This is a genomic window from Dactylosporangium sp. CA-233914 (genome assembly GCF_050942935.1).
In the GTDB taxonomy this organism is placed as follows: domain Bacteria; phylum Actinomycetota; class Actinomycetes; order Mycobacteriales; family Micromonosporaceae; genus Dactylosporangium.
Genome location: NZ_CP192030.1, coordinates 12,070,377 through 12,081,998, shown reverse-complemented (window position 1 = coordinate 12,081,998; position 11,622 = coordinate 12,070,377). Strand labels below are relative to the sequence as shown.

Below are 11,622 nucleotides of genomic sequence, written 5' to 3'. Positions count from 1 at the left end.
CATGCCCGTGCAGGTGCCCGAGACGGTGAAGCGCATCGTCCACTTCGGATCCCGCAACTACGGTCAGCTCACCGCCCGGCGGCGGATGCTGCCGCAGTTCCTCATCTGCGGCGGGCAGCGCTGCGGCACGACCTCGCTCTACCGGGCCCTGGCCGCGCACCCCGCGGTCATCAAGGCGGTGCTGCACAAGGGCGTGCACTACTTCGACGTCGGCTACCACCACGGGCTGCGCTGGTATCGCGGGCACTTCCCGCTGCAGCGGCGGGCCGAGCGGGTGCGGGCCGAGTTCGGGGTGCCCGCGCAGACGTTCGAGTCCAGCCCGTACTACATGTACCATCCGCACGCCCTGGCCCGGATCGCCGCCGACCTGCCCGGCGTCCGCCTGGTCGTGCTCGTGCGCGACCCGGTCGAGCGCGCCTACTCCCAGCACGCGCACGAGGTCGCCCGCGGGTTCGAGACCGAGGTGGACTTCGCCCGCGCCCTGGAGCTGGAGCGGGAGCGGCTGGACGGGCAGCGGGAGCTGCTGCTGGCCGACCCGTTCGCGTACAGCTTCGCCCACCAGCACCACGCCTACCGCGCCCGCGGCGAGTACATCGAGTATCTCGAGCCGATGGCCCGCCTGCTCGGCCGGGACCGCGTGCACGTGGTCGACAGCACCGAGTTCTTCACCCGGCCCGAGCCGGTCTACGACGCCGTCGTGGACTTCCTGGAGCTGCCGCACCTGAACACGTACCCCAAGTTCGAGCGGCACAACGCCCGACCCCGCAACCGGCTGGACGACTCGATCGCCCAGCAGCTGGCCGCGCACTACGCCCCGTACGACGAGCGCCTCGCCGACTTCCTCGGGTACCGCCCGTCCTGGATGCGGCGATGACGAGCACGCTTGCGCGGCCCGCGATCGAGTCGCCCGGCGGCATGCTGCGCGGCGCGGCCCGCGGCGGGATCGCCAACCTCGCCGGCACCGTCTGCACCGGCCTGGCCGGCGTCGGCGTCACCTGGCTCGCGGCCCGGGCGCTCGACCCGCACGCGGCGGGCGCGTTCTTCGCCGCCACGGCGACGTTCGGCCTCGGCGTCACCGTGGCCAAGCTCGGCGTGCAGACGTCGCTGGTCTACTGGCCGGCCCGGATGCGCGCGGTCGGCGACCTGTCCCGCTTCGGCGAGTGCCTGCGGGTGGCGATGGTGCCGGTCGCCGTCGCCGCCGCCTTCATCGCGGCCGGGCTGTGGTTCGCCGCCGACCTGCTGCCCGGCCGGCCCGACCTCGTCCGGGCGCTGGCGCTGTTCCTGCCGGCGGCCGCGTTCACCGACGTGCTGCTGTCGACCACGCGCGGGCTGCGCGCGATGCGGCCGACCGTGCTGCTGGACCGCGTGACGCGACCGGCCGCGCAGCTCGTCCTGCTCCTGCTCGTGTGGGGCGCGGGCTGGGGCGAGCAGCTGTTCGCCGCCCTGTGGGCGCTGCCGTACGTCCCGACGGCCTTGCTGGCGGGATACGCCCTCATCAGGTTGAAGAGCCGGATAAATACAGAAACGTCGGACACCACGGACTTCACGCCGAAGCGGTTCTGGTACTTCACCGCGCCAAGGGCGGTGGCGAGCTTCGCCCAGATGGCGCTGCAGCGCGTGGACGTCCTGATGGTAGCGGCCCTGGCCGGCCTCGCCCCGGCCGCCATGTACGCCGTGGCGGGACGGTTCGTCATCCTCGGCCAGTTCGTCAACCAGGCCGTGTCCCAGTCGGTCCAGCCGCGGCTGGCCGAGCGCCTCGCGGTCCGCGACACCGCCGGCGCGAACCTGCTCTACCGGCAGTCCACCGCCTGGGTCGTGCTGTGCTGCTGGCCGCTGTACCTGCTCGTGTTCACCTACGCCCCGTTCTACCTGGGCCTCTTCGGCGAGCACTACGAGAACGGGGTCGGCGTCGTGCGCGTGCTCGCCTCGGCGATGCTCGTCGCGACCGCCTGCGGCATGGTCGACGTCGTGCTGGCCATGGCCGGGCGCACCTGGTGGAACCTGGCCAACGTCGGCCTGGCGCTGATCGTGATGCTCGGCGTCGACGCGCTGCTCATCCCCCGCAGCGGCGCGTTCGGCGCGTCCGTCGGCCTCGCGGCCGCGGTGCTCGTGAACAACCTCGTCCCGCTCGTGCAGGTCGTGCGCGGGCTGGGGCTGCACCCCTTCGGCCGGGCGACGCTGCTCGCCTGCGCCATGGCGGCCGGGTTCTTCGCCGCGCCCCAGCTTCTGCTGTGGGCGCTGCACCCGGGTCTGGTCGTGAAGTTCGCCGCCACCGGGGCGGGCGCCGTCGCGTACTGCTGCGCGGCGGTCCGGTTGAAATCAGTTCTGTTTCAAGGAAGAGCCTGAGTACATGGGGGAACGATGAGAACGGACTACGCGGAGGTCTTCCAGTCGGAGGCGGCGGTCGAGAAGTACGAGCGCGTGGTGTACGCGCCGGAGACCTACGCGACGGCGGTGAGCGGGCGGCAGCGGGCCTTCCTGCGCCGGCTCGTGCGCCGCGAGTTCACCGCCCGGCGGCCGGTCCAGCACGACTTCGCCTGCGGCACCGGGCGGGCCATCAAGCTGCTGCACGGCGTCGTGCGGGCCGCGCACGGGTACGACACCTCGGAGCAGATGCTCGCCAAGGCCCGGGAGGCGGGCGTCTACGCGAAGCTGCACCAGGTGACGGAGGACGGGCCACTGCCGGAGCCGGCCACCACGGACGGCCCGGCACTGGTCACCGTGTTCCGGCTGCTGCTCAACGCCCCGAAGGACGTACGGGACCGCGCGATCGCCTTCGCCGCCCGGATCCTGCCGGAGGCCGAGTCCGGGCTGCTGGTCGTGGAGAACCACGGCAACCGCTCGTCACTGCGTCACCTGCGCCATCGCCAGCACCGCGGCAACGCCTGGTTCGCCGAGCTGCAGCACGGGGAGGTCGAGCAGCTGCTGGCCCGGCACGGCTTCGAGGTCATCGACCGGCGCGGCTTCGCGGTGTTTCCCGCCGGGGCGTACCGCCGCGAGTGGCTGCGCCCGATGGCCCGCCGCGCCGACGACCTCGCCACCCGCTCGCGCCGTCTCTCCGGGGTCGCCACGGACGTTCTCTATGTAGCAAGGCGAATTCCGAAGTAGCCGGCCCGCGAAGGCCTGACGGAAGGGGCCCGCCCGTGAAACGGATCGCGCTGACGATCGCCGTGGTGGCCGCGACGGTGGCGGCCGCCGCGGCGGTGACCCTGACAGTGCTCAACCAGGGCCGCAAGGACCACCCGCCCACGACGGCCCCGTCGTCCACTGTGGACACCGGCCCGCCGGCCATCGCGACGTCCGGCGGGCCGTTCCAGGCCGGGCCGGTGGCGCCGCCGCGGCAGGGGTCGTACCTCGGCGCGTGGGTCCGCCCCGAGCGCCTCACGGAGTCGGGCCGGGTCAGCGCGATGACCGTCTGGGAGAAGGAGGTCGGGCGGAAGATGGCGATCGTCAACACGTACCGCCGCTTCGACGAGAACTTCTTCAACGACTCCGACCGCCAGTTCACGGCCCGCGGCAGCACGCTGATGCTGTCGTGGGCCGGCGGCGACACGCGGCTGATCACGATGGGCCGCTACGACGAGCTGATCCGCGAGCGGGCCCGGGAGCTCAAGGCGTTCGGCCATCCGGTGCTGCTGCGCTACCGGTGGGAGATGGACCGGCCCAACCTGCGGGCGCAGATGTGGTCGGGGGCGGACTACGTCGCGGCGTGGAAACACGTGCGCGACATCTTCAACCAGGAGGGCGCGACCAACGCCTCGTGGGTGTGGTGCCCGACCGCGGAGGGCTTCCAGGGCGGCTACGCGGCCGACTTCTACCCCGGTGACGACCAGGTCGACTGGACCTGCGTCGACGTCTACGCCGGCACGAAGTACGCCACCATCGGCGCGCTCATGCGCCCGTTCCTCGAGTTCTGCGCCGAGCATCCGAGCAAGCCGGTGATGGTCGGCGAGTTCGGCATCGCCCGCAGCTGGGGCACCTCTCAGCGGGCCGCGTGGCTGCGGGACGCCTCGAGCACGTTCAAGGCCAACCCGCAGATCCGCGCGGTGCTGTACTTCGAGTCCGACCCCACCGACAACAAGGGGCCGACGAACCAGTTCATGGTCTCCGACGACCCCGCGGTGCTGGCCGCCTTCCGCACCTCCCTGGCCCAGGACGACTACTACAAGCCCATGGCGAAGGGCTCAAAGGGATAGCTCACGCCCCTGCCGCTCGGCCGCGGCCAGCACGTCGGTCCAGCGGCCGGCGTCGGAGACGTTGCCGCCGATCGCCTCCATGGCCGCGTCGTCGGGCTCGATGAGCGTGAACGCCGGGTCGAGCGCGTCGCGCTGCATGAGCGGCATCCGGGGCGCGATCACCACCACCCGGCCGTGGCCGGCGGCCAGGTCGGCATTGGTCCGGGTGCGCACCCCGCCGTCCATGTAGCGCGATCCGTTCACGAGGCCCGCGATCGTGATCGAGGACGGCCAGATCCTGCTGCTGGACCAGGGCACCGAAGATGCCCGGTCGTGGTCGCTGCCGGGCGGCAAGTCGAGCCCGGCGAGACGATCGAGGAGGCCCTGAAGCGCGAGGTCCGGGGTCGGTGATCTGCTGTACGTGTGCGACGTGACGAAGGCGCACGTCCTTCACCTCACCTTCGAGCGCCGCCGGTTGGGTGGCACGCTCGGGGCGATCACGCCGGGGGTGGACACCCTTGGTTCAGCGAGAAGTTCGTCGAGCTGGCTCTGGCGAGGTTCCGTCGCACCCGAACGGCGCCCGGACCGGTAGCGTGGAGGCATGACGAGCGCGTTCGAGTTGCACGAGGACGGTGGCCGCCTCGGTGAGGCGGTGCACACCGTCGAGGCCGGCAACGTGGTCTTCGTCCTGCGTCACGGCGAGCGGGTCGCGGAGATCACGCCACCGGACATGGTGCTGCTGGCCCGCGAGCAGGCGGTGACCATGGCGCGCACCGCAGCACAGGAGGCCCGGCAGGCGGCGGACTCCATTGTCGAGTCGGCGGCCCGCCTCGGGGATGCGTCCGTCCGTGAGGCCATCACCCGGCCGGTGCTGGAGATCGCCGACCACGCCGAGGAAGCCGCAGCGGTGGCTACCGCCCGCCTGGCGCTGGCCCGGCATGCCCGCAACGGCGATGTCGCGGCGATCTGGCCCTGGGCGGTGACGCTGCCAGCGGACATGCTCGACGACGCCATGCGCGAATTCGACGCTGCGACCACCAGCGACGGCGGGACTCGTGCAGCGGTCCAGTTGTTGATCGCCAAGTGGCAAGAGGCCGCCGAGTCGCACGCCGACCCTCGCTTGCAGGCGCTGCTCGCCGCCGAGCCGGCAGACCGGGCAGGCGGGCTGAGGTGGCTCCAGGAGAACGCCTCGACGTATCTGAACTTCGACGCACTCGCTGACTACGAGGAGTCCGGCCGGTGACCGGGTACCTCGCCGACACCTCAGCGGTGTGGCGGCTGCTGCGCGGCAGATCGCCGGCCCGTGGCCCGGCCTGGTCGATCAAGGGGTGGTGTCGATCTGCCCACCCGTCGAGTCTGAACTGATGGTCGGCGTGGAGGCGGCGCGACACTACGGCCCGTTTGCCGCGGTGCTCCGCCGCACGTTCGGCTGGGTCCCCGCCCTCGACGACCCATGGACGCGTGTGCTGGCAGTGCAGCGTGACCTGATCCAGGTCGGACACCATCGCGGGCCCTCGCCGATGGACATCATCATCGCGCTCACCGCGCAGGCTCACGGCCTCACCGTGGCACACGTTGATGCGGACTTCGACTCGATCGCCAAGGTTCGCCCCGACATCGCGATGGTCCGCATCGACGAGGTCGAGCCCGCCTGACAACTCTGACCAGCGGGGCTCGGGTTGCCCGGTAAGGTCGAGGATTCGCAGCACGTGTCGCGCGGTGTCCTAATAGCGTCGAGCACCGGCTGGGCGGGTCGCCGGGGCCGAGCGGGGCCTCGATCGCGGCGGCGGGCCCTGCCCGTCATCGTCGTCCGCGGGATCAGCGACCGGGCCGACGTGCGCGGGTCGCCGAACGCGGCGATCAGCGCGCCGGTCATGGCCCCGGCCGAGGTGCCGAGGATCAGGTCGGCGTCCGCGCCGAGGTCGATGCCCCGGTCGTGGAGGCCGACGAGGATGCCGAGTTGCCAGGCGACGCCGGTGATGCCGCCGGCGCCGAGGACGAGCGCGGTACTTGCCATGCGATCCGTCTTAACACGCCCGGGGAAACACCGCGTGCGGCCAGCACCAGCCCGGCGCCCACGAGCGCCACGCCGGCGACCTCGGCCGGGCCGGGCCACGCGCCGTCCACCACGGCCGCGGTGAGCAGGGCGACGACGGGCACGAGGGCCAGGTAGACCCCGGCCCGCTCCAGGCCGAGCCCGGCGACCCCCGAATACCAGCACACGAACGCCACCACGGTCAGCACCAGCCCGAGAAAGGCGATCGCCGCCGCCTCCGACGGGTCCGGAAGGCGCGGCCGCTCGCCGCTGAGGGGCAGCAGGAGCAGCAGCAGCGGTACCGCCAGTGCCGTGCTCCACGCCGAGACGCGCACCGGCCCGAGGCGCGGCAGCAGCGGCGCCGCCAGCAGTGAGAAGGCGGTCTCGCAGCCCAGCACCCCGACCGCCGCGGCGAGCCCGGCCGCGTCGTGCGCGCCGAAGCCGGAGACCAGCGCCGCCCCGGCGACCGCCACCGCGGCCGCCCCGAGCAGCCGGGGCGCCGGCCGCCGCCGCTCCTGCACCGGTCCGAGCAGCGCGAGCAGCAGGGGGCTGACCCCGACGATGGTGGCGATGACCGCCGGGTCGGCGTGGCGCAACGCGAAGAGCAGCAGCACGTTGAACGCCACGAGCCCGGTCGCCGCGACCAGTGCCAGCCGCGCCAGCTCCCGCCCGGACGGGTGAACCCGGGGACGGCCGCGGCCGGCCAGGGCGAACAGCGCCAGCGCGGCCAGGGCGTAGCGAAGGGTCTGGCCGGTGAGGATCGGATAGTCGACGATCGAGCGGCTCACGATGAACGAGCCGCCGAGAATCGCGCAGGTCAGCACGCAACAGGCGGTGTAGCGGCGGGTCACGACAAGGAACTTACGAGCGTCAGTGGTACCCGCTACAGTGCCACCGGACGCCGGTTTTGGAGGGCCACTTTGTCGGTGTGGGAGGCGCTCGTCGAGCTCGACCGCACGCGCCCGCGCGTGGGCGAGCAGCTCGTCGGCGCGCTGCGCGAGGCGATCACGCGCGGCCGTCTCGCCCCCGGCACCCGGCTGCCCTCGACCCGCGACCTCGCCGCCGACCTCGGCGTCTCGCGCGGCCTGGTGGTCGGCGCCTACGAGCAGCTGGCGGCCGAGGGACGGCTGGTGAGCCGGCGCGGCTCGGGCACCGTCGTGGCCGAGGTGGTCGCGGCCGTGCCGCCCCGGCGCGCCGACGTGGCCGAGCGCCGCACCGCGGTCGCCCCGCTGCGCCCGGGCGTGCCGGACCTGGGCGCCTTCCCGCGTACCGCCTGGCGCCGCGCCTACGAGACCGCGCTCACCAGCGCGCTGGACGCGGACTTCGACTACGGCGACGCGACCGGCGTGCCCCGGCTGCGTGCCGAGCTCGCGGGCTACCTGGGCCGCGTGCGGGCCGCCCTGGTCCCCGCCGATGGGCTCATCGTCACCGCCGGCGTCACCCAGGGCCTGGCGCTGCTCGCGCGGGTGCTGCTGGCCCGCGGCACCCGCCGGATCGCGCTGGAGGACCCGGGGCCGGCCGCCCTGCGTGAGCACCTGACCCGCCTCGGCCTCGACGTCGTGGCGGTCCCGGTCGACGGGGACGGCCTCGACGTGGCGGCGCTGGCCCGCACCCGCGTCCGGGCGGTCGTGCTCACCCCTGCCCACCAGTTCCCGACCGGCGTGGTGCTCGCGCCCGGGCGCCGCGCGGACGTCATCGCCTGGGCCCGCCGGGTCGACGGGCTGGTCGTGGAGGACGACTACGACGCGGAGTACCGCTACGACCGCGAGCCCGTCGCCTGCCTGCAGGGCCTGGCCCCGGACCGGGTCGCCCTGGTCGGCTCGGTGAGCAAGGTTCTCGCGCCCGGCCTGCGGCTGGGCTGGCTCGCCGCCCCGCCCGAGTGGCTTACGGACCTGTGCGCGGCCAAGCACGACGCGGACAACGGCGGCCCGGCCCTGCAGCAGCTCGCCTTCGCCGAGTTCCTGGCCGGCGGCGGCTACGACCGGCACCTGCGCCGCGCCCGCCGCCTGCACCGCGAGCGGCGCGACGCGGTGGTCGCCGCCGTCCGCCGCCACCTGCCCCGCGCCCGCATCGGCGGCATCGCGGCCGGCCTGCACCTGGTGGTCGAGCTGCCGCCGGACGTCGACGACCGGGCCCTGGCCGAGCGCGCGGCCGCGGCCGGCCTCGGCCCGCTGGCCCTCTCGGAGTTGCGCGTGCGCAAGGGCGGGCCCCGTGGCCTGGTCCTGGGCTACGCCGCCCACACCCCGCACGAGCTGGCCACCGCCGTGCGGAAACTCGCCACACTCGTCTGAGCACGGCACCGGTCGTGGTCGCGGCTGAGCACCCGATACCGTCAGGTGTATGTCCCAGCAATTCGTGCCTCTGGCCGAGCACATCGCCGACGCGCTGCTCGAGTGTGCGCCCTCGCTCGCGGCCGGCGCCGGGGATCACCGCTTCGACGACCGGCTACCCGACTACTCCGCCGAGGGTGTGGCCGGCGACGTCGACATGCTCCGCGACGCCTCCGCCGCCCTGAGCATGATCGACATCGACGAGCTCGACCCGCAGGACCAGATCGACCACGCCGTGCTGCTGGCCCGGGTCGAGCGCATGCTGTTCGAGCGCACCGAGATCCGCGAGCACGAGTGGAACCCGCTCGTGCACAACCCCGGCGGGCTGCTGCACGGGCTCATCTCGCGCCCGTTCGCCCCGGCCGAGGAGCGGCTGGTGTCGATCGCCGCGCGGCTGACGGCGATCCCCGACGCGCTGGCCACCGCCCGCGAGGTGCTCGGCGAGGCGCCGCGGGTGCACGTGGAGACCGCGATCGGGCAGTTCGCCGGCACGGCCCGGCTGGTCCGTGAGGAGCTCGGCGAGCTGTTCAAGGAGGCGCCGGGCATGGCCGAGGTGGTCGCGCCGGTGCAGGAGCGCGCCGCGGCCGAGCTGGACGCCTTCGCCGAGTGGCTGCGCGGCCGCCTGGACTCCGCCGAGCGCGACCCGCGGCTGGGGCGGCGGCTGTGGGAGGCCCGGCTCTGGCACACCCTGGACACCGAGCTCGGCGCCCGCACGGTGCTGGAGCGGGCCGAGGCCAACCTCGACCGGGTGAGCGCGGAGCTTGCGGCCGTCGCGGCCGAGCTGACCGGGGCGGCGCCCGGCACCGGCACCGTGCGCGAGGCGCTGGCCCGGGCGGCGGCGGACGTGCCCGACGACGACACGATCGTCGAGCTGGCCAAGGTCTCCCTGGAGGAGGCCACCGCGTTCGTCCGCGAGCACGACCTCGTCACGCTCCTCGACGACCCGATCGTGATCATGGAGATGCCCGAGTTCGCGCGGGGCGTGGCGGTGGCCTACTGCGACCCGCCCGGCCTGCTCGAGCCCGCCGAGCTGCCGACGTTCTTCTGCATCTCGCCCACGCCCGCGGACTGGCCCGGCGAGCGCGTGGCGTCGTTCTACCGCGAGTACAACAGCCACATGCTGCGCGACCTCACCGTTCACGAGGCCACGCCCGGGCACTTCCTGCAGCTCGCGCACGCCCGCCGGTTCCGCGGCCGCACCCGGGCCCGCGCGATCGGCTGGAGCGGGCCGTTCGTGGAGGGCTGGGCGGTCTACGCCGAGGAGTTCATGGCCGAGCGCGGCTTCGGCGGGCTGCCGGTGCGGCTGCAGCAGCTCAAGATGCAGCTGCGGATGAGCATCAACGCGATCATCGACCAGCGGGTGCACTGCGACGGGATGGGCGAGTCCGAGGCGATGGCGCTGATGATGGAGCGTGGTTTCCAGGAGGAGGGCGAGGCGGCCGGCAAGTGGCGGCGGGCGCTGCTGAGCTCGACGCAGCTTTCGACGTACTTCGTGGGCTACACCGAGATCCGCCGGATCGCCGACGCGCGCCCGGCGGGCGTCACGCTGCGCGACTGGCACGACCGCATGCTGGCCCACGGCTCGCCGCCCCCGCGCCACCTGCGCACGCTGCTGGATCTGCAACCCGAGCGGTAAGCGGGAGACACCCGGACGATAGGCTCAGGGGTGCCGCACCGTGGCGGCCGACCAAACTTTTTTCTGCAAGGAGTGACACGACAGTGGCCACTATCGAAGCAATCGGCGCGCGGGAGATCCTCGACTCACGGGGCAACCCGACGGTCGAGGTCGAGGTCGTTCTCGACGACGGCACCCTGGCCCGGGCGGCGGTTCCCTCGGGCGCCTCCACCGGCGCCTTCGAGGCCAACGAACTGCGCGACGGCGACAGCAAGCGCTACCTCGGCAAGGGTGTGGAGAAGGCCGTCGACAACGTCAACGAGCGCATCGCCGAGGCCGTCCGCGGCTTCGACGCCACCGAGCAGCGCCTCGTCGACCAGGCCATGCTCGACCTCGACGGCACCCCGGAGAAGTCCGCGCTCGGCGCCAACGCGATCCTCGGCGTGTCGCTCGCGGTCGCCAAGGCCGCCGCCGACTCGGCCGGTCTGAGCCTGTTCAAGTACCTCGGCGGCCCCAACGCGCACCTGCTGCCGGTGCCGATGATGAACATCCTCAACGGCGGCGCGCACGCGGACTCCAACGTCGACATCCAGGAGTTCATGATCGCGCCGATCGGCGCGCCGACCTTCCGCGAGGCCCTGCGCACCGGCGCCGAGGTCTACCACACCCTCAAGTCCGTGCTGAAGAAGAAGGGCCTGGCCACCGGCCTGGGCGACGAGGGCGGCTTCGCCCCGAGCCTGCCGACCAACGCGGCCGCGCTCGACCTGATCGCCGAGGCCGTCGAGAAGGCCGGCTACTCGCTGGGCAGCGACATCGTGCTCGCGCTCGACGTGGCCGCGACCGAGTTCTTCAAGGACGGGGCGTATGGCTTCGAGGGCGGCAGCAAGTCGTCCGACGAGATGATCGCCTACTACACCCAGCTCGTGGACGCCTACCCGATCGTGTCCATCGAGGACCCGCTGTCCGAGGAGGACTGGGACGGCTGGAAGGCGATGACCGACGCGCTCGGCTCGCGCATCCAGATCGTCGGCGACGACCTGTTCGTCACCAACCCGCAGCGCATCGCCCGGGGCATCGCCACCGAGACCGCCAACGCGGTCCTGGTCAAGGTCAACCAGATCGGCTCGCTCACCGAGACGCTCGACGCCGTGGACCTCGCCCACCGCGCCGGCTTCCGCACGATGATGAGCCACCGCTCGGGCGAGACCGAGGACACCACCATCGCCGACCTCGCCGTCGCCGTGGGCAGCGGCCAGATCAAGACCGGCGCGCCGGCCCGCTCCGAGCGCGTGGCCAAGTATAACCAGCTGCTGCGCATCGAGGACGAGCTCGACGACGCGGCGCGCTACGCCGGCCGCGGAGCCTTCCCGCGCTACCGTTAACCGTTCCGAGTTCGTGTAACCGTTCTTGAGTTCGTGCGGTGCGGTCCGCAAAGGCCGCACCGCACGACGCTCAAGGCTCCCGCAC

General features: G+C 73.0%; 12 protein-coding genes. 9 read left to right on the top strand and 3 right to left on the bottom strand.

From position 1 onward, the window contains the following. Nucleotide 1 precedes the first annotated feature (1 nt). Genes ACQPY0_RS53920 through ACQPY0_RS53905 form a run of 4 tightly spaced genes read left to right on the top strand, consistent with a single transcriptional unit; the run spans nucleotide 2 to nucleotide 4,196 of the window. Complete coding sequence (locus tag ACQPY0_RS53920) at nucleotides 2–874, top strand: sulfotransferase domain-containing protein (protein ID WP_432980060.1); 873 nt, start codon at nucleotides 2–4, stop codon at nucleotides 872–874. Continuing rightward, nucleotides 871–2,346, top strand: a complete 1,476-nt coding sequence (locus ACQPY0_RS53915; protein ID WP_432980057.1) for a lipopolysaccharide biosynthesis protein — start codon at nucleotides 871–873, stop codon at nucleotides 2,344–2,346. Before ACQPY0_RS53920 ends, ACQPY0_RS53915 begins: the two co-directional genes overlap by 4 nt. Before the next feature lie 15 nt (nucleotides 2,347–2,361). Beyond that, a complete protein-coding gene (locus tag ACQPY0_RS53910; RefSeq protein WP_432980054.1) occupies nucleotides 2,362–3,108 on the top strand; it encodes a methyltransferase domain-containing protein in 747 nt (248 codons plus the stop codon). Between the two features lie 35 nt (nucleotides 3,109–3,143). Further along, complete coding sequence (locus ACQPY0_RS53905) at nucleotides 3,144–4,196, top strand: glycoside hydrolase family 26 protein (RefSeq protein WP_432980051.1); 1,053 nt, start codon at nucleotides 3,144–3,146, stop codon at nucleotides 4,194–4,196. Here ACQPY0_RS53905 and ACQPY0_RS53900 read toward each other — a convergent pair. After that, complete coding sequence (locus ACQPY0_RS53900) at nucleotides 4,185–4,439, bottom strand: hypothetical protein (protein WP_432980048.1); 255 nt, start codon at nucleotides 4,437–4,439, stop codon at nucleotides 4,185–4,187. The genes ACQPY0_RS53905 and ACQPY0_RS53900 overlap by 12 nt on opposite strands. 337 nt (nucleotides 4,440–4,776) lie before the next feature. Between ACQPY0_RS53900 and ACQPY0_RS53895 the strand changes: the two genes are divergently transcribed. Continuing rightward, on the top strand, nucleotides 4,777–5,418 hold the full coding sequence (locus tag ACQPY0_RS53895) for a hypothetical protein (protein ID WP_432980045.1): 642 nt from the start codon (nucleotides 4,777–4,779) through the stop codon (nucleotides 5,416–5,418). A 28-nt stretch (nucleotides 5,419–5,446) separates the two neighbouring features. Beyond that, nucleotides 5,447–5,830, top strand: coding sequence for a hypothetical protein (locus ACQPY0_RS53890; protein WP_432995928.1), 384 nt, complete (start codon nucleotides 5,447–5,449; stop codon nucleotides 5,828–5,830). Here ACQPY0_RS53890 and ACQPY0_RS53885 read toward each other — a convergent pair. Beyond that, complete coding sequence (locus ACQPY0_RS53885) at nucleotides 5,728–6,192, bottom strand: patatin-like phospholipase family protein (protein WP_432980042.1); 465 nt, start codon at nucleotides 6,190–6,192, stop codon at nucleotides 5,728–5,730. The two genes, ACQPY0_RS53890 and ACQPY0_RS53885, sit on opposite strands and share 103 nt — an antisense overlap. Then, the gene (locus ACQPY0_RS53880) at nucleotides 6,075–7,061 is read right to left on the bottom strand and encodes a DMT family transporter (RefSeq protein ID WP_432980039.1); all 987 of its coding nucleotides are present in this window, start codon (nucleotides 7,059–7,061) and stop codon (nucleotides 6,075–6,077) included. Before ACQPY0_RS53880 ends, ACQPY0_RS53885 begins: the two co-directional genes overlap by 118 nt. A 75-nt stretch (nucleotides 7,062–7,136) precedes the next feature. Here ACQPY0_RS53880 and ACQPY0_RS53875 point away from each other — a divergent pair, with 75 nt between their 5' ends. The 3 genes from ACQPY0_RS53875 to eno all read left to right on the top strand — a co-directional run bounded on the left by ACQPY0_RS53875 (nucleotide 7,137) and on the right by eno (nucleotide 11,537). Continuing rightward, a complete protein-coding gene (locus ACQPY0_RS53875) occupies nucleotides 7,137–8,501 on the top strand; it encodes a PLP-dependent aminotransferase family protein (protein ID WP_432995812.1) in 1,365 nt (454 codons plus the stop codon). Nucleotides 8,502–8,550: 49 nt separating this feature from the next. Next, nucleotides 8,551–10,176, top strand: a complete 1,626-nt coding sequence (locus tag ACQPY0_RS53870) for a DUF885 domain-containing protein (RefSeq protein WP_432980036.1) — start codon at nucleotides 8,551–8,553, stop codon at nucleotides 10,174–10,176. A gap of 83 nt (nucleotides 10,177–10,259) precedes the next feature. Beyond that, a complete protein-coding gene (eno, locus tag ACQPY0_RS53865; protein WP_432980033.1) occupies nucleotides 10,260–11,537 on the top strand; it encodes a phosphopyruvate hydratase in 1,278 nt (425 codons plus the stop codon). The last annotated feature ends 85 nt before the right edge of the window (nucleotides 11,538–11,622 follow it).

Bases quoted from the DNA above. Each gene is read 5' to 3' on its own strand.
- ACQPY0_RS53920 (WP_432980060.1), top strand. From the start codon at position 2: ATGCCCGTGCAGGTGCCCGAGACGGTGAAGCGCATCGTCCACTTCGGA.
- ACQPY0_RS53915 (WP_432980057.1), top strand. From the start codon at position 871: ATGACGAGCACGCTTGCGCGGCCCGCGATCGAGTCGCCCGGCGGCATG.
- ACQPY0_RS53910 (WP_432980054.1), top strand. From the start codon at position 2,362: ATGAGAACGGACTACGCGGAGGTCTTCCAGTCGGAGGCGGCGGTCGAG.
- ACQPY0_RS53870 (WP_432980036.1), top strand. From the start codon at position 8,551: ATGTCCCAGCAATTCGTGCCTCTGGCCGAGCACATCGCCGACGCGCTG.
- ACQPY0_RS53885 (WP_432980042.1), bottom strand. From the start codon at position 6,192: ATGGCAAGTACCGCGCTCGTCCTCGGCGCCGGCGGCATCACCGGCGTC.
- ACQPY0_RS53895 (WP_432980045.1), top strand. From the start codon at position 4,777: ATGACGAGCGCGTTCGAGTTGCACGAGGACGGTGGCCGCCTCGGTGAG.